We start from the raw sequence: 17,159 nt of genomic DNA, 5'->3' as shown, positions 1-17,159 counted from the left end.
TCATGAAGCACAGCGACCCAAAAAAGCTGCTGATGGCGAGAGCCGCCTCCCAGGACCATTTCCGCACGCCTCGCATCGCTTCGCCGTTTCAGCCGCGCATCGAGGCGTTGATGCGAACCGAGGAATGGTACGATTGGGCAGGCTACAAGGCTCCCCTCTCGCTTTGGGACGAAGAGCTCGAATATTTTGCCATTCGCAGCCAGGCGGCACTCTTCGATATATCGCCCATGGTAAAATACCGGGTCGAAGGACCGGATGCCGAAGCGTTTCTCAACCGGCTTTCCCTTCGCGATGTGAGGAAGTTGCGCCCCGGCAGAGTTCTGTATACGGCCTGGTGCGACGATGAAGGCCGCGTGCTCGATGACGGAACGCTTTTCCGCCTGACCAAAAATCGGTTTCGCCTGTGCAGCCAGGAACGGCATTTGCCCTGGCTGCTCGACAGCGGCATCGGGTTCGACGTTAGCATCTTCGAGGAGACCAGGGCTATCGCGGCTTTGGCCCTGCAGGGTCCGGCATCCTTTGCGGTCCTGCGCGATGCGGGCTTCAGGAATGTTGACACGCTCAAGGTCTTCGATCTGGCCGAATTCGAGCACGAAGGTGGTACCGTTACGATCTCACGCACAGGCTTTACCGGCGATCTCGGCTATGAATTGTTCGTAGACCAGGCACTGGCTCTCGGCCTTTGGGATCGGTTGTGGCAAGCGGGACAACAGCGCGGCTTGCGCGCGATAGGCTATGCCGCACTCAACCGGGCGCGGCTCGAAGCCGGGTTGATCGTGGCCAATTCGGATTTCATGACCGCCGAGCATGCCATCCGCTCCGATCGCGTGCGAATGCCGGACGAGATTGGCCTCGGATTTATGATCGATATGGAAAAGCCCCACTTCAACGGGCGGCGTGCCATCCAGCGAGCCCGAGCCAATGGAGGCCTCCGGCACGTCCTTGTGGGGCTTGAAATCGAAGGGAATATCCCTGCAGAACACGCCATCGTCTACCATCAGGGCAAGCGCGAAGTCGGTCTTGTCAGCGCGGCGATATGGTCGCCAATGGCCAAGCGCAATATTGCACTGGCCAGCCTGGAGCGGCCCTACGGAGACACCATAACCGGCAATCTTTGGGTCGAGATCTATGCCATGCGCGAGTTGCGTTATCAGAGACTGATGAAGCGCGCCAAGGTTGTACCGAGGCCTTTCATCAAGCTTGACCGGCGCACCGCGAACCCGCCAGCGGATTTCTGACATGTCTGTGCCTGGCGACGATGAGCGAGAACAGTGGGCCTTGGTCAATACGCCGCTGGGACAGGAATGGTCGGGGCGAACGCGCTATGCCGCTGCCATGTACTTCCATCGGCGGGGGGAAATGAATGCGGAGACATTGGAGATCTATCGCATCTGTTCGCGTCTCGATTGGGAGGATCCTCTTGCGATCCTGAGATCGCATTCTATCGGAAGCGACTGGTTGGCAAAGATCAATGAATATCAACATGGGGAAGAACGATGAATATCAAAAGCCTTTTACTGGGTTCCATCGCAGTTCTCGCTGCGCCCTCCGGCGTATACGCTGCGGATACAGTTGTTGTCGCCGAACCGGAACCCGTTGAATATGTGCGTGTTTGCGATGCATACGGTACCGGCTTCTTCTACATACCGGGTACAGAGACCTGCCTGAAGATCGACGGCTATGTTCGTTACGATGCTGCAGGCGGCGACAATCCATATGATGGCACAAATGTCGGCGCCAAGGGCAACGAGACCTGGTATAAACTCACCCGTGCAGAGGTTCGCTTCGACGCCCGATCCGAAACCGAACTCGGCACATTACGCTCCTATGCCGAGACCCGCCTTGAATATGAGAATGGCGTCTCCACCGGTGGTACACTCCCGCAAGCCTGGATCGAACTCGGCGGCTTCCGCATCGGTACAGCTGATGAACTTTTCGGATCATTCGTCGGCTACGCCGGCAACGTCCTCAATGACGATGTGATCAATTATCAGTCGGGCCAGAGCAATCAGGTCAGCTATACCTTTACAGGCGGCAACGGCTTCTCGGCCATGATCGGCGCTGAACAAGGCCAGGATGATGTTACCGGCCTTGGCGGACAATACGTTATCGAAGACTATATGCCTCACGTTCTCGCCGGTGCAAAGCTCGAGAAAGATTGGGGCGGTGTATCCGGCGTCGTGGGCTACGATTCAAATGTCGAGGAATTTGCCGGCAAGCTCCGGCTGGACGTCACGATCAACGACAAGTTCTCGGTCTTCATCATGGGCGGCTATCAGTCCGGCTATGACAATGACTTCGATCCCGCGACAGGCGATGTCGATCAGTTCAACCGCAACTGGTTTGGTACTTGGGAGGGCGATTGGGCTGCGTGGGGTGGTTTCACCGCGAAGGTCGCCGAAAAGGCAACGCTCAATGGCCAGGCGGCATGGGAAGACGAAGGTACCTATGCTTTTGCACTTAACGTCGAATATGAACTCGTCCCCGGTTTCGTAATCACACCGGAGCTCAATTACACCAAATTCGATGGCGCTCGCGAAGCCTTCTCCGTTGCCAATGGCGGCGACGACGACGCTTTCGGCGGCACAATCCGCTTCCAGAGGAATTTCTGAACCCCAGCAGGCATCCATTGTGAAGACATGAAAACGGCCTGATCTTTCAGGCCGTTTTTGTACGAAGCAAAGCGTCCCCGATGCTCATCTGGGTACGGCGGCCGCGACCCCGATCGCGGCGGCGACCCTTTCGATATCCGGCAATTGAAGGACACTGGTGGCAACGCGTATGAAATTGATGGGCTTCATGGAGAATTTTGAGCCTGGATGAACGGCGATACCGCGGGACGCCAGGGTTATCAGCGCAAAGTTCTCCGACATGACCGGAACGAGTACGCTCAACCCGTCTCCAGCATCAATTCCTATATCATACCTAAGCAATGCCGAGGCAAATGCTTGCCGGCGCTCCCGATATGTCGTCCTGGCCCGACGGATGATCTCATCCGTCGGGGTGTCCTGAAGAAGCCAGGATGCTGCAGCCTGCAAAATCCTGCTCGTCCAGCCTGCGCTGAAGCTTCGATAGGATTGAATCTGTTCGACGATACGCGCTGAACTAGACAACACAGCCAGCCTCAGATCGGGCCCGAGGGTTTTCGAATAGGAAAGGATATGAATGACGCGGTCCGGAAAACGCCGGCCCAGTGACTGCCGGGCCGCCTCCGATATATCGCCGACACCATCGTCTTCTATGATAAGCGTTTCGGATTCCTTGAGCACGTCGCCCAGCGCTTCAAGCCTTTCCGCCGTCATGGAGGAGCCGGTGACGGAATGCACCCTTGGCTGGAAAAGAAACGCCACCGGTTTTTCTTTCAACGCTTCCCTGAGCGCGTCCGGAAGCGGTCCGTGCCCGTCGCATGCAACCGGGATGATGGGAACGTCGAGATCCTCCAGAATATCCAGAAGCCGCATTGCCGTCGGGTCTTCTATTGCAACCGGCGAACCCGCAGGCACCAAGGCATGCAGCAACGTATATACGGCGTTGTACCCTCCATTCGTCGCCAGGAACGCGCCAGGATCATACGGCCAGGATGGACGAATCACCTCTTCCAGCTCGGGCAGGATGCGAACCCTTTCGTAGCTGTTGAGCGCTTCGGCCTTCGCTCCATGCGCCAGCGCAGCTTCCAGCGGCGGAAGCAAAGACCTGTCCGGTGACGCCGTCGCGAGCTCCAAGGTGTCCGGCACGTAATTGCCGATGTTCACGAGGCGCGTCGGCCGGGGCGCAAATCGGTCGCCCATGACCCAGGCGCCGTTCCTGCCTCTTCCGCCAATGATCTTGTGGCGGCGCAGATCGGCCCAGGCGATGGAAACCGTCGCCGGACTTATACCCAGCGTGAAGGCGAGATCGCGCACGGACGGCAGTTTGGTTCCGACCGGCAGCAATCCCGAGCGGATCATCGCGCCCGTTTCAAGCGCGATGCCGCGCGAAGTCCGATCGCCGAGACGATGAGCAAACCATTGGGCGTCGAATTGATCCGTCATCATCTGAACTTTTAAATGTTTAATGTCATAATAACATTTGATTGCATGAACATAAACATTTACGGAGGTCTAGTCAAACCGCCGGAATGAGGAAATCCATGCGCGTTCCCATAAAAATTGCCGCCCGCGATTGGGACTATCTGACTCCACTGATTTTGGGCGACGTCCCGTCGGACCTGATCGACCTTGAGGTGGACCGCGTCGGAACGTTGATCCCCGATCTTGCTTCGAGCGATAACTATGACGCCGCGGAAGTTTCCTTCAGCCGCTACACGTCCGCGATGGCCGAAGGCGCGGAAACCATTGTCGGCATTCCTTGCTTCATCATGCGCGGCTTCCGCCACCGGTGCATTATCACCACCGAAGCGAGCCCCATGACGCGGTTGTCCGATCTTGCCGGGAAGCGGATCGGCGTTACGGGCTGGCGCGACTCCGGCAATACCTGGACGCGGGCTGCCTTGCGCAGGGAAGGCGTCGGTATCGGAGATGCCTTCTGGTTCGCCGGTCGCCTGACGGCCAACCACCCCATCGTCGATCGGCTCGATGGCTTTGGCCAGCCCGGCAGGATCGAGGCGGCTCCCGGCGAACGTCCCATGACGGAACTGTTGGCGAAGGGCGAGCTCGATGCGATCTTCACTCCCTTCATGCCCGACGGCTATTTCGAGAACGGAGCGGGGTTTCGCCAGTTGTTGCCGGATTTTGTAGCCGCCGAAAAAGCCTATTTCGATGAAGTCGGATATGTGCCGGGCATGCACATAATTGCGGTCAAGGCAGAGCTGGTTCATGATCATCCATGGCTCGTCGACGAATTAACCCGCCTTGTCGACGAAAGTCAGCGGCTCTGGACCTCAAAGCGACGCAAATATGCCGAGACGACGCCGTGGATGTTCGACGAACTGCTGCGCTCGGCGCGGGACTTGCCGCCGACGTGGAACGAAAGCGGTCTGGACGCGAATTTCAGGATGATCGAGGATTTCGTTACCGAATTGCGTGAACAGGGCATCCTGCAGTCCGAGCTCACGCCTCATTCGCTTTTTCCGTTCGAAGCTACGCGCCGCGCAGGCGTCGCCTGAAACAATTCACAGAGGAGTGTACCGTGAAGAAATCGATCCGCATTCTCACCTCACTGGTGGCGGCTCTGGCCGCAACCGCTGCATGGGCTCAGGACATTCAGAAACAAACTCAAAATGAAGAGTTGCGCGCGCGCCTGCCACAGGACATCCGCGATGCGGGCAAGATGGTCGCCGTCAATAACGGCTCCTTCCCTCCCTATGAAATCGTCACGGGAACTGAACTTACCGGCGCGACCAACGATATCTCGATCGCCATAGGCGAATTGCTCGGGATCACCATCGAGCATGCCTCCGTGGCCGGCCTTCCGGCCCTGCTCAGCGGCATCAATTCCGGCCGCTACCAGTTCGCCATGGGACCGGTGGGCGACTATCCCGACCGCCAGAAGGCCAATGACTTCATCGACTGGGCGCGCGAATATGTCGTCTTTGCCGTGGAGAAGGGCAATCCGAAGGGCATCACGTCGCTCGATGCGTCTTGCGGAAAGCGCATCGCCGTGATGGCCGGCGGCTCAGCGGAAAAGGTCATCAAGGAACAATCCGAAAAATGCGTGGCGGCGGGCAATCCCGCCGTTGAGGTCCAGTCATTCACCGACCAGCCGAGCTCGATCCTGGCCGTTCGGTCGAAACGCTCCGACGGGTTCTTCTCTTCACAGGCTCCCTTGACCTATTTCGTTCAGCAGGCCAACGGCCAGCTCGAGCTGGCCGCCGTAGGCCAGGCCAACGGATTCAAGGACATCTATCAGGGCGCCGTGGTGAAAAAAGACTCACCTCTGGGCGGCGTGCTCCTCGACTCGTTCAAGATCCTGATCAAGAACGGCACCTATGCCCAGATCATGAAGAAGTGGGGCCTCGAGAGAAATTTGATCGACACTCCCGGCATCAACCAGGGGAAGTAGAGGGCCATGTCCGGTTCTGCATCGACCCAATCCGACGATAGGCTGCGCGACGTCAAACTCGCGCACGTGCCGTTCCCCGTCACACGCCTGGCCCTTTGGATATTCACTCTGTCAGTTGCTTTCGGATTCGCCTATATCGTAGCGATCAATCCGAATTTCGGCTGGCCGGTCGTAGCCCAGTATCTCTTCGACCCGACGGTCATGCAGGGTCTGTGGGTCACACTCGGCCTGACGGTCGTCGCAATGATCATCGGCGTGGTTCTCGGACTCGTCCTCGCTATCGCGCGCATGTCGAACGACAGGCTGGCGTCGTCGCTGGCCAGCCTGTTCATCTGGTTCTTTCGCGGAACACCACTGCTCGTGCAGCTTATTTTCTGGTACAACATGTCGACGCTCTTTCCACGCATTTCCATCGGAATCGCGAGCTGGGACACGAACGACCTCATCACACCGTTGACCGCAGCCATTGTCGGGCTGGCCCTGAACGAGGCGGCTTATATGGCGGAGATCATCCGCGGGGGTCTGCTGTCGGTGGACAAGGGTCAGGCCGAGACGGCGGAGGCCTTCGGCATGAACCGGGCGCGCGCCTTGTGGCGTATTATCATTCCGCAGGCGATGAAGTCCATCGTGCCGCCGACCGGCAACCAGCTGATCAGTATGATCAAGGCGACCTCGCTCGTCAGCGTCATAGCAATGGCCGATCTCCTCTACTCGGTTCAGTCGATCTACAACCGGACATTCGAGATCATCCCTATGCTGCTGGTCGCCGTGCTCTGGTATTTGTTCATCACGTCGATCCTCAACATCGGCCAGGGCGCCATCGAGCGTTATTACAATCGTGGCGATCGTGGCTCGACGCCCGCGGACAGGACAAAAGAAAACGCCACGCCTATGGTAGGAGCGGCCCATGAGCATGTCTGAAACGAGCCTCGTGCGGGCCCGCAATGTTCACAAGGCGTTCGGCCCGCTGGAGGTCCTCAAGGGCATCGATCTCGACGTCGCGCCCGGAGAAGTGGTTGTGATCCTTGGTCCGTCAGGTTCGGGAAAATCCACCTTCCTGCGCTGCATCAACCACCTCGAGGCGATCGACCAGGGCTTCATCGAAGTCGATGGAGAACAGATTGGCTATCGACTGAGGGACGACCGGTTGATCAAGCTTTCCAATCGCGACATCGCCGTGCAGCGCAGCAAGATTGGCATGGTGTTTCAGCAGTTCAATCTCTACCCGCACATGACGGCGCTGCAGAACGTTATCGAAGCACCGATAGGCGTCCATGGCCAGAACCGGAATGAGGCCATCCGCTATGCCAAGGAACTTCTCAACCGTGTCGGGCTGGCGGAAAAGATGGACGCCTATCCGCGCCAATTGTCCGGCGGGCAGCAGCAGCGCGTGGCGATCGCCCGCGCGTTGGCGATCCGGCCCAGGCTGATGCTGTTCGACGAGCCAACATCAGCCCTCGATCCGGAATTGGTGGGCGAGGTGCTGGCCACCATGCGCGACCTTGCCAAGGAAGGTTTGACCATGATCGTGGTCACCCATGAAATAGGTTTCGCAAAGGAAGCGGCGGACCGCGTCGTGTTCATGGACGGAGGTGTCGTCGTCGAACAGGGTCCGCCGGCCGAGGTCCTTACAAATCCATCCCATCCCCGCACCAGAAGTTTCCTCAGCCGCTTCATCTGACCGGGGAGCGGGACCAAACATGGAAGACAGTCTCATGCCACAAACTTCAAACGAGTTCGCTCGCATCGCGGATTTCGACGACCGGACCGCCGAGCTCATCGAGACGCGCAGGCATCTCCACGCACACCCGGAACTCTCGTTCGAGGAGCACGAAACGGCCGCCTACGTCGCCGATCGCCTGGAACGCTGGGGTTACGAAGTGACCCGTAATGTCGGTGGCCTCGGCGTGGTCGGTCGGCTTCGGCAGGGTGCAGGCGGACGCAGCATCGCCATTCGCGCCGACATGGATGCCCTGCCTATCCTGGAAGCAACCGGCCTGCCCTATGCCAGCACATCCGCCGGCAAGATGCATGCATGCGGCCATGACGGCCACACGACAATGTTGCTCGGCGCAGCAGAATATCTGGCGCGTACCCGCCATTTCAACGGCACCGTTAATCTGATCTTCCAACCTGCCGAGGAAGCCGGAAAGGGCAGCGGCGCCCAGAAAATGATCGAAGACGGGCTTTTCGACCGATTCCCCTGCGACGCGATCTTCGGATTGCATAATCATCCCGGCGCGCCCGCCGGCACCTTCCTGACGCGGCCGGGCCCATTGATGGCGGCCTCTGACACCGCGACGATCACCATTGTCGGAAAGGGCGGCCATGCTTCGCGCCCGCATCTTACAGTCGACCCAATCGTCGTTGCGGCCAATCTGGTCATGGCGCTGCAGACGGTCGTATCCCGTAACGTAAATCCTATCGAGACCGCGGTCGTGACGGTCGGAACCATCCATGGCGGCACCGCGTCAAACGTGATCCCCGAAACGGCCGAGATCGTGGCAAGCATTCGCTCCTTCTCGCCGGAGGTGCGTGACATGCTTGAGCGGCGCGTGCGTGGCATCGCAACATCGATTGCCGAAGCGCACGGGGCCAGCGTTTCGATCGACTATGAGCGCGGGTATCCAGTCGTCATCAACGCGGAGAAGGAGACGGCCTTCGCGATTGACGTCGTCAAGGAACTGGTGGGCGATACCAAAGTCGGAGTGTGCCCCATGATTCCGGGCAGCGAGGATTTCGCCTATTTCCTGGAACACAAGCCGGGCTGCTTCCTGCGTCTGGGCAATGGCGAGAACTCGCCGATCCTGCACAGCTCGAAATACGACTTCAATGACGACAGCCTGACCACCGGTGCCGCCATGTGGGCCCGGCTCACCGAGCGATTTTTGTCGTTGTAGGTCCCGCCAAATTCCAGACCTGCAACCCGGCAGCCGAAGCTGCGTCTGAAGGAGCAGACAAGTCTACTCGACTGCCGTCACCTCGGCACCGCGCGTCCGGAGTTCTGGAAGGATACTATATGAGCCGCTCAGCAACCCGATCGGCAGCATGGCAAAGGCATTGGTGCCGGCTGGCATGTTTGCGATACGCTCGACGAAAAGCGCGCGCAGGCGATCGGCATCCATGAAATCGGTGGGCGTAAAAATTCCCTTGGCGGTGATTTCCTCGCCAAGGCTGGCGATCTCTGCGCTCTTGCCCGCCTTGTAAAGTTCATCGAGGTATTCACCGATGGGCCCGATACGACGGCGCAGGTCAAGGAGATAGGCGATCGAGTCTGGGCCAACGGAATTGATCATCTCCAAAGTCGGCGGCTTTTGCATCGACCGCATCTCGCTGTCGGAGGCGAGCGTCTTGACAGAACGCCCGATGGAAACGCCGTAGTTCGCGAGCTCGAGGCCGATACTCGGCGCGTCGGCAGTGAAGGAATGCTGTCCCTCACCAATAAGAAGCAAGCCCACTTCGAAACCGGAAAGGCTCTCGGTCGCATTCCTCGCTTGCGACGTTGAAAGGATTGCCTTGAGCTCTTCCTGATAGGGCTGCGGCAGGCGAGGGAAGACGGGTCTAAGATCGCTATTCTTGAACTTTGTGGTGGACAGGGTCAGGCCGGGGTTCATATCGATCAGAATCAATTTGGATTGGTCTATCAGACGTTTTCCCTCGGCCACGATATCCGGGAAGAAATCGGAGCGGACGCGGACGTAGCCGAACAGGACAATCTCTTGCGACGGGAATTTGGCGCGCCAGAATAGGCCGCTCTTCCCATTTGCCGCTCCTGATATCTCCGGCAAGGAGAGCACAACCATAAGTGCCGCAAATTGGCGGCGGTTAATGCGCATGCTGCCTCCCGTTGAACCGTCCCAAGGCCTCGTTGATGGCGGTGCTTTCGCAATTGAATTAACCTTGTGAAACAGCATTTGTTCCGGTTGTCATCAAATTCCGGAGCGCAAAACGTCACTACGGTTCTTCACCGACCTCGCTGCGCCGGGGGCGGATGTGGATCCCAATCGTGTATAGATCGCGCGGCAGCTAAGGAGGCAACTGTATGGAACTGACGATCGGCACGATTCTTGTCGCCTTTGCCGGCGTATTCCTGATCAGCTTCATGAGAGGGGCGTTTGGCGGCGGTTTTGCCATCGTCGGCATTCCGCTTCTGTCAATTGTCATGGATCCGGTCACCGCCGGCGGTCTGCTCGCGCCGCTGTTCATCGCGATGGATCTGGTCGCCCTGCGCTACTGGAAGCCCTCGACCTGGTCGAGGCCGGACCTTGTGCTCCTCCTGCCGGGACTGGTGATCGGCATCGGGCTCGGCTATGGGCTTTTCCGCTTCCTCGACCACCGGGCCATCGCGATTGTGATGGCGGTCGTTACTCTGGTCTTTGTCGGATTTTGGTTTCTGAGAGGCGCAGAGGTGACGGTTCAACCGCGTTCGACCCCGAAGGCGATCGTTGCGGGTCTTACCTCGGGCGTAACCACGATGGTGGCGCATTCCGGTGGGCCACCGCTCGCGATATACTTGTTGCCCCTCGGCCTCAGCAAGGAAATCTACGCTGGAACGACGAGCATGTTTTTCACCGTCGGTAACGCGACCAAGGCGGTGCCGTGGCTGCTGTTGGTGAAGCCTACCTCCAATGTCTGGACCTTGATGGCTATTTGCCTTCTTGCCATTCCCAGCGGCGTCTGGCTTGGTTGGCGGCTTCACGGAAGGCTCGACCAACGCCAGATCTATCGCGCCTGCTATGGATTGCTGGTCTTGACGGCGTTGAAACTGTTGTGGGATGGCGTTTCCGGATTTTTTCCGTGATCATGCGAGAAGAAAAGCCCACTAAATTGCACATCCCTTTAGAAACAAACTGGCGCACATTTTCGCTCGAGCTACAATCTCTTCGGCCTTCGGCGCTGGCATTTGGCGCAGCATGGCTGCACGCTGCGGTTCCATGGCCATCATTCCCCGCAACATGCCGCTTGCGGCATGCGGATCGTCTAGCTTGATGCGTCCATGCTCGACCTGTTCGCGAAGCCACGCTTCCATCAACGCATTGGTCCTTACTATTGCTCGTTCGTAGAAGGATGCCGCTAGTTCCGGGAAACGATCGGATTCGCCAATGACGAGGCGCGTGATCCCAATCGTGTCGTCGGAGAGCGTCAGCATGCCGTAGGCTGTCAGCACGTGTTCAAGGCCGGCCTCCAAGTCATCATTGACATGCCCCGCTGGATCGACTGCCAGCAAAAAACGGCCAATTCGAGCGGATATCATGCAGGCAAACAGATCTGCCTTGGTGGGAAACAGCCGATACAGGGTTTTGGTCGAAACGCCGGCATTCTGTGCAATGGCGCTGATGCTCGCCGCAGCATAACCGCTTTGATGAAACTGTGCGTTGGCAGCTTCGACAATAAGGCTTCTCGTATCGTCGTCGCAACGAACTTGTGGCCGGCCCCGCGGGCGCTTCTCGATCTTGTGAATTACGACCATATCTATTTTCCAAAATAATTATTGACAGTTCATTTATACGGCGTATTTTGGAAAACGTCAAGTTTCGTAAATAGCATTTATCAATTGGAGGCCGCAGCCCAAGTGACGGCGACCCGGAAATTCGGAGACCACAATGAGCAAGCTGCAAGCCTTAAACAACAACGTCGTTCAACCCGCTGAGATCGCCCCAACAGCCGAAGCAGGTTCGCCTGTCCGCATCGCGGAGGCGCCCCAGCCGCCGGTCCCGGATAGGCCGGTCCGGAAGCGTGGCCGTCGCTTGCTTTTCGGTACAGCCGCGATCATCTTGGTTGCGGCGGGCGTCTACTATGGCCACGATTATTGGACGACAGGTCGTTTTCACGTCGAGACAGACGACGCCTATGTAAAGGCGGACAATAGTTCGGTCGCGCCAAAAATCTCGGGGTACATCGCCGAAGTCCTCGTCAAGGACAATGAAACGGTGAAGTCGGGGCAGCCCCTCGCCCGCATAGACGACCGGGATTTCAAGACGGCGCTCGAGCAGGCGAAGGGTGATGTCGCGGCCGCAGAGGCAACAATTCAAGCAAAGCAAGCCTCCCTCGCAATCCAGGAATCCATTATCGCTGCGGCGCGGGCTACGATCGACGTCGACCAAGCCAATGCGATCTTTGCCGAACAGAATAACAAACGCTACGCAACGCTTGCCACGAGCGGTTATGGCAACATCCAGAACGCCCAGCAGGCCGCCTCCCAGATCGCGGCGGCAAAGGCGACCGTGGTCCGCGACAACGCTGCGCTGGACGCCGCAATAAAGCAGGTCGATCTGTTGAAGGCAGAGCTGGCACAGGCAAATGCGGCTCTGGAGCATGATCTCGCCGTCCAGCACCAGGCCGAACTCAACCTGTACTATGCGACGATCGTTGCGCCCGTTGATGGTGTCGTCGGCAACCGCACGCTGCGTATCGGCCAGTATGTTCAGGCAGGGACGCAACTGATGACCGTCGTGCCGGCCGCCTCGGTCTATGTAATTGCCAACTATAAGGAAACGCAGCTTACGGACGTGCATGCCGGCCAGCCGGTCGATATCGACGTCGATATGTTTCCGGACCGGGTCTATCACGGCCATGTCGACAGCCTTGCCCCCGCGAGCGGCCAGGAATTTGCCCTGCTGCCCCCCGACAACGCAACGGGCAACTTCACCAAGGTCGTCCAGCGTATTCCTGTCAAGATAATTCTCGACGCCGATAGCGCGTCTGCTGGCGACTTGCGTCCCGGTATGTCCGTCCAACCAAGCATCGACACCAGGGCCGACGCTAGCCAGCGCCAGAGCCATTGACGGCCGCGAAGGAGCACCGTTATGTCTGCCATCACGTTCAATGCCGCGTCGGTTCCACAACCACGCGCCAGCACGAAGGAATGGATTGCCGTTCTCGCCGGCATGATCGGCGCGTTCATGGCGATCCTGAACATCCAGATCACCAATGCATCGCTGCTCGACATCGAAGGCGGCATCGGCACCGGGGTCGACAACGGCGCCTGGATCTCGACGTCGTACCTCATCGGTGAAATCGTCGTTATTCCCCTCACCGCCTATTTCAGCAGCGTGTTCTCGTTTCGCCGCTACATACTGGTGAATACGATCCTTTTCCCGCTGTTCTCCATAGCCTGTGCCTTCACCCACGACCTCGGTTCGATGATTGTCATGCGCGGCCTGCAGGGCTTTGCCGGTGGTGTTCTGATCCCCATGGCCTTCACCATGGTCTTGACGAAGCTGCCAAAATCACAACAGCCGGCCGGTCTCGCCCTCTTTGCCCTCTCGGTCACCTTCGCGCCGGCCATTGGCCCCACGATCGGTGGCTACCTTACCGAGAACTATGGATGGCAGACGATCTTCTTCATCAATGCCGTCCCAAGCGCCGTCATGGCCGTCGCACTCGCCGCAACGCTGGATAAGACGCCAATGCAACTCCATCTTCTCAAAGAGGGCGACTGGGCCGGCATATTCACCATGGCAGTCGGACTCTCGGCTCTTCAGACCGTGCTTGAAGAAGGCAACAAGGACGATTGGTTTTCTTCCCCCTTCATCCTGAAGCTCAGCGCCGTCGCCGTCGTCTTCCTCGCAACCTTCATCTGGATCGAGCTGACCGTGGAAAAGCCTTTGGTCAAGCTCAGCCTCTTGAAGCAGCGGAACTTCGCCATTGGCGTGGTGGTCAATGTCCTCGTTGGTGTTGCGCTGTTTGGGACGGTCTATATCTTGCCGCAATATCTGGGGCAGGTGCAGCGCTACAATGCCGAGCAGATCGGCAATGTGCTGGCATGGACCGGCCTGCCACAATTGCTCCTGATCCCGCTGGTCCCGATGCTGATGAAGCGTTTTGACGCCCGTTACATCGGCTTCCTCGGCATCAGCATCTTTGCCGCAAGCTGTTTCATGAACGTCATGCTTTCACCCGACAATGCCGGTGATCAGTTCTGGATCCCGAACATTGTTCGTGCGATCGGACAAGCGCTCGTATTGACGCCGATCACCGCCATTACGACGGCCGGCATCGCCGCCGCCGATGCCGCTGCCGCATCGGGTTTGACCAATATGCTGCGCAATCTCGGCGGTGCGGTCGGCACGGCAACGCTTGGAACAGTTCTGACCAAGCGCGAACAGTTCCATTCGAACATCATCGGCCAATCCGTCACGCTGGCGCGTGATGAGGTTCACCAGCGCCTCGATCAACTGACCGGTTATTTCATCGCCCACGGCGTTTCCGATCACGCCCTCGCTGCCCAGCAGGCCGTCGTCGCGCTTGGCCGGCTCGTCAAACGCCAGGCACTTATCCTTGGATTCGGCGATACCTTTGCGGTTATAGGCGTTCTCCTTGCCATCGCAGCAATCGCCCTGTTGTTCGCCGAAAAACCCAAAGCCGCAGGAGGGGCCGGCGCTCACTAGGGATAGCGGCCGGAACGGCTTCAGAGCCATCACACAGGCGGCGATCCACAGTTTCCGCCTGTGCAGCGGTCACGCGGCACCCCGCCGAGCTACGCAAAAGTAATTAGCCAACTTACGACATTCCGCCGAAGGGTATGGCGCTAGCGATTTAAAATATTATTCCCGCGCAAGGCGGTGGACCGTTAGAAATCTGAATGTTACGTTTCGTCGTGGGAGGACAGTCCGCATCCGATGAGGAGATCGGTTACGCAAGTTGGAGAGAATTCGATGAGCAGAACTGTCCTGAACGCCGTGGGTGTACCGTTGCATTATAGCGGAAGCTCGACGGCATGGTTTTCCGCAGCCGGATCCGGTTCCGAACTTCATGGGACGAATGGCAATGATTCCCTGTGGGGCGACAGCGCAGTCGACGTCACGATGCGAGGCGGGATGGGCGACGACATCTACTACCGCTATTCAAGCATCAATCGCGTCTATGAGGCAGCCGACCAGGGCATTGATACCGTAAACACATGGATGAGTTCCACCCTGCGGGAAAATTTCGAAAACCTGACCGTCACGGGCGACGGGCGTTACGCCTTTGGCAACAATGCAGATAACATCATTACAGGTGGTTCCGGCAGTCAAACCATCGATGGCGGCGAGGGAAACGACTTTCTGACCGGCGCCGGCGGTGCCGATATTTTCATTGTGACGAAAGGCAACGGCAGCGATCTCCTCACCGATTTCGGATCCGACGATGTGGTGCGCCTGGATGGTTACGGACTGACCTCTTTCGAGCAAGTTAGCAGGAACCTAACTCAAGAAGGCGCTGATCTCAGGCTCTCTCTCGGAACAGGCGAAAGTCTGGTCTTTACCGATACGACCGCGGACGAACTCCGGGCGGATCAGTTCGAACTGAGCCTTGACCGCTCCACTTTGACCCCTACCTTTTCCGACGATTTCAATTCGCTCCAGCTTCATGACGGCGATACCGGTGCATGGGAGGCAAAATATTGGTGGGCGCCCGAGAAGGGAGGGACCTTGTCAGGCAATGGTGAACTTCAATGGTATGTCAACCCTGCCTACCAGCCCACAGCCGCGGTCAATCCATTTTCCGTGAACGATGGTATCTTGACTATTACCGCCGAAAAGACGCCGGATGCGATCAGATCCGAAGTCGAAGATTACGACTATACATCTGGCATGCTGACGACTCATCCCTCCTTTGCCCAGACCTACGGCTATTTCGAAATTCGCGCCGACATGCCGGACGATGCGGGTGCATGGCCTGCTTTCTGGCTGCTTCCCGAGGACGGTTCCTGGCCTCCTGAACTCGACGTCGTGGAAATGACTGGACAGGATCCGAAAACCGTCAATGTCACCGTCCATTCGAACGAAACTGGGCAACAAACCTCAGAGACAGCCGCCGTGCATGTCGGCGATACCGACGGATTTCACAGCTACGGCGTGTTATGGCAGGAAGATGAGGTCGTCTGGTATTTTGACGATGTTGCCGTCGCGCATGCGGATACCCCATCGGACATGCATGACCCGATGTACATGCTCGTCAACCTAGCCGTCGGCGGCATAGCAGGCACGCCAACGGACGGCCTGGGGGATGGTTCTGAAATGAAAATCGACTACATGAGGGCCTATTCTCTCGACGAGCTGGGTGTTGATACGGGCCCCGACGTGTCCCCGCAAACGTCCGACTGGCACACATAAGACGCGTGTTGTCTCTCCATCCGGGAACCAGAACCGGCTTTGAATAAGCAACTTGCTCTAGTCTACTGGCAGCTTGCGTGCGGGCCAATCGCTTCTTGGTACCGCGTTGCCAATCCCGAAGCTGAAGGAAACGACTTCCATCGCTGCCGCATCGACCTGGCATTTGAAGTCCAGATTGTACCAGTTGGACCTGTTTCGAAATGCCCCCACCCGGGAACTCAATGTGCCGCTCGCGATGGTTCGGCTGGACGGGCTATATGCCAGCAAGTCGGCATCGGGCCTTTGATTGCGAACCTGTGCCATTGCTTCAACGTTGCACAACTCCATGATCCTTCGGTTTATCGGGAGATTGCCTATCGCCTGCCTCACCCTCGGGTCAGACAAGGCATCGGGTGAAAACAGTTTTTTCGCTCGGGCAAGTTTGAGCGGCTTCTGTTTGCCGCTTTTCGACTCCGCCGGCTTGTTCTGTGCAGGTGCCTTCTGACTTTGTGCGAGTGCTTTTGCATCCGCTACCTGTTGCGCCGTCGGAGCTTCGTCCTTGCGCGGTACGTCGCCTCTGTCCGTCACGGGAAGATCAAGCTTCGGCAAGTCAGGCTGGGTGGCGGACGGCGCCTTTTCTGCGGGCGGCTTCGTCTCCGTCTGCGGCTTTGCCGGAGACGCATCCTGCGGTGTCGAATCGGCACTTTGAGGCGCCTCTTGCTCTTCGGGAGGCAGTTGCGGCTCGATCACCTTCTCGTCGGTTTTGGCCAAGGCGGACTGGAACGCCTGTGGCGGCGGCGGAGACAGTGGCGCCGCCGGTTGTGGCTTGCTCTCGGCTGGCTTGTTTTGCGACTTCTCCGGCGGCTTGGGCGGCGCCGGAGGCACAACCTCCACCTTGATAGTTTCTTCCGGTGGCTTGGGCAGCGCCTCGGTCAAGCGGAACAGCAACAGAAATGCCACCGACAGATGCAGGGCGACAGACACGAGTGCGCCCCATCCCCTCCACGGCTTCTTATAGTGTTGCATTGTTCAGACGATACCGGACCCGCATCCTTGAAACCTAGGCTTTAGCAGGGTCGGCAA

The 17,159-nt window shown here is 58.3% G+C and carries 16 protein-coding genes; 12 read left to right on the top strand and 4 right to left on the bottom strand.

The features are described 5' to 3' along the window. Positions 1 to 2: 2 nt before the first annotated feature. Genes J2X72_RS17295 through J2X72_RS17285 form a run of 3 tightly spaced genes read left to right on the top strand, consistent with a single transcriptional unit; the run spans position 3 to position 2,612 of the window. Positions 3 to 1,238, top strand: a complete 1,236-nt coding sequence (locus tag J2X72_RS17295) for an aminomethyltransferase family protein (RefSeq protein WP_310073864.1) — start codon at positions 3 to 5, stop codon at positions 1,236 to 1,238. A 1-nt stretch (position 1,239) separates the two neighbouring features. Then, positions 1,240 to 1,500 carry a hypothetical protein gene (locus J2X72_RS17290; protein ID WP_310073863.1) on the top strand — a complete coding sequence of 87 codons (261 nt, stop codon included), beginning with the start codon at positions 1,240 to 1,242 and terminating at the stop codon, positions 1,498 to 1,500. Further along, entirely contained in the window at positions 1,497 to 2,612 is a 1,116-nt protein-coding gene (locus tag J2X72_RS17285) for a porin (RefSeq protein ID WP_310073861.1), read from the top strand. Before J2X72_RS17290 ends, J2X72_RS17285 begins: the two co-directional genes overlap by 4 nt. An 84-nt stretch (positions 2,613 to 2,696) precedes the next feature. Here the strand turns inward: J2X72_RS17285 and J2X72_RS17280 are convergent, their stop codons facing one another. Continuing rightward, on the bottom strand, positions 2,697 to 4,031 hold the full coding sequence (locus J2X72_RS17280; RefSeq protein ID WP_310074220.1) for a PLP-dependent aminotransferase family protein: 1,335 nt from the start codon (positions 4,029 to 4,031) through the stop codon (positions 2,697 to 2,699). 98 nt (positions 4,032 to 4,129) lie between these two features. Between J2X72_RS17280 and J2X72_RS17275 the strand changes: the two genes are divergently transcribed. The 5 genes from J2X72_RS17275 to J2X72_RS17255 are packed head-to-tail and all read left to right on the top strand — an operon-like array spanning position 4,130 to position 8,900. Continuing rightward, a complete protein-coding gene (locus J2X72_RS17275) occupies positions 4,130 to 5,104 on the top strand; it encodes a nitrate ABC transporter substrate-binding protein (RefSeq protein ID WP_310073860.1) in 975 nt (324 codons plus the stop codon). Between the two features lie 53 nt (positions 5,105 to 5,157). Beyond that, positions 5,158 to 6,000, top strand: a complete 843-nt coding sequence (locus J2X72_RS17270) for an ABC transporter substrate-binding protein (RefSeq protein WP_405044737.1) — start codon at positions 5,158 to 5,160, stop codon at positions 5,998 to 6,000. A gap of 6 nt (positions 6,001 to 6,006) precedes the next feature. Next, positions 6,007 to 6,921 (top strand): amino acid ABC transporter permease, encoded by a 915-nt coding sequence (locus tag J2X72_RS17265; RefSeq protein WP_310073858.1) that lies wholly within the window; start codon positions 6,007 to 6,009, stop codon positions 6,919 to 6,921. Beyond that, on the top strand, positions 6,908 to 7,681 hold the full coding sequence (locus tag J2X72_RS17260) for an amino acid ABC transporter ATP-binding protein (RefSeq protein ID WP_310073856.1): 774 nt from the start codon (positions 6,908 to 6,910) through the stop codon (positions 7,679 to 7,681). The genes J2X72_RS17265 and J2X72_RS17260 overlap by 14 nt, the downstream gene beginning before the upstream one ends. Positions 7,682 to 7,715: 34 nt before the next feature. After that, the gene (locus tag J2X72_RS17255; RefSeq protein ID WP_310073853.1) at positions 7,716 to 8,900 is read left to right on the top strand and encodes a M20 aminoacylase family protein; all 1,185 of its coding nucleotides are present in this window, start codon (positions 7,716 to 7,718) and stop codon (positions 8,898 to 8,900) included. A 63-nt stretch (positions 8,901 to 8,963) separates the two neighbouring features. On the opposite strand, the gene J2X72_RS17250 is transcribed toward J2X72_RS17255, so the two are convergent. Then, positions 8,964 to 9,836 carry a hypothetical protein gene (locus tag J2X72_RS17250; RefSeq protein WP_310073850.1) on the bottom strand — a complete coding sequence of 291 codons (873 nt, stop codon included), beginning with the start codon at positions 9,834 to 9,836 and terminating at the stop codon, positions 8,964 to 8,966. A 206-nt stretch (positions 9,837 to 10,042) separates the two neighbouring features. Here J2X72_RS17250 and J2X72_RS17245 point away from each other — a divergent pair, with 206 nt between their 5' ends. After that, positions 10,043 to 10,801 carry a sulfite exporter TauE/SafE family protein gene (locus tag J2X72_RS17245; RefSeq protein ID WP_310073845.1) on the top strand — a complete coding sequence of 253 codons (759 nt, stop codon included), beginning with the start codon at positions 10,043 to 10,045 and terminating at the stop codon, positions 10,799 to 10,801. Positions 10,802 to 10,822: 21 nt separating this feature from the next. On the opposite strand, the gene J2X72_RS17240 is transcribed toward J2X72_RS17245, so the two are convergent. Continuing rightward, on the bottom strand, positions 10,823 to 11,470 hold the full coding sequence (locus tag J2X72_RS17240) for a TetR/AcrR family transcriptional regulator C-terminal domain-containing protein (protein ID WP_210002780.1): 648 nt from the start codon (positions 11,468 to 11,470) through the stop codon (positions 10,823 to 10,825). 133 nt (positions 11,471 to 11,603) lie between these two features. Between J2X72_RS17240 and J2X72_RS17235 the strand changes: the two genes are divergently transcribed. From J2X72_RS17235 to J2X72_RS17225, 3 genes are all read left to right on the top strand, one after another. Then, positions 11,604 to 12,785, top strand: coding sequence for an HlyD family secretion protein (locus J2X72_RS17235; RefSeq protein WP_310073839.1), 1,182 nt, complete (start codon positions 11,604 to 11,606; stop codon positions 12,783 to 12,785). Positions 12,786 to 12,806: 21 nt separating this feature from the next. After that, positions 12,807 to 14,390, top strand: a complete 1,584-nt coding sequence (locus J2X72_RS17230; RefSeq protein ID WP_310073836.1) for a DHA2 family efflux MFS transporter permease subunit — start codon at positions 12,807 to 12,809, stop codon at positions 14,388 to 14,390. A gap of 267 nt (positions 14,391 to 14,657) precedes the next feature. Then, on the top strand, positions 14,658 to 16,097 hold the full coding sequence (locus J2X72_RS17225) for a family 16 glycosylhydrolase (RefSeq protein WP_310073833.1): 1,440 nt from the start codon (positions 14,658 to 14,660) through the stop codon (positions 16,095 to 16,097). A 57-nt stretch (positions 16,098 to 16,154) separates the two neighbouring features. Here J2X72_RS17225 and J2X72_RS17220 read toward each other — a convergent pair whose 3' ends face one another. Then, entirely contained in the window at positions 16,155 to 17,102 is a 948-nt protein-coding gene (locus tag J2X72_RS17220) for a DUF930 domain-containing protein (protein ID WP_310073830.1), read from the bottom strand. Positions 17,103 to 17,159 lie beyond the last annotated feature (57 nt).

This window comes from Phyllobacterium sp. 1468 (assembly GCF_031455525.1).
GTDB lineage: Bacteria > Pseudomonadota > Alphaproteobacteria > Rhizobiales > Rhizobiaceae > Phyllobacterium.
Note: the sequence above shows the minus strand (reverse complement) of the source record. Positions and strands in the feature narration are given on the sequence as shown.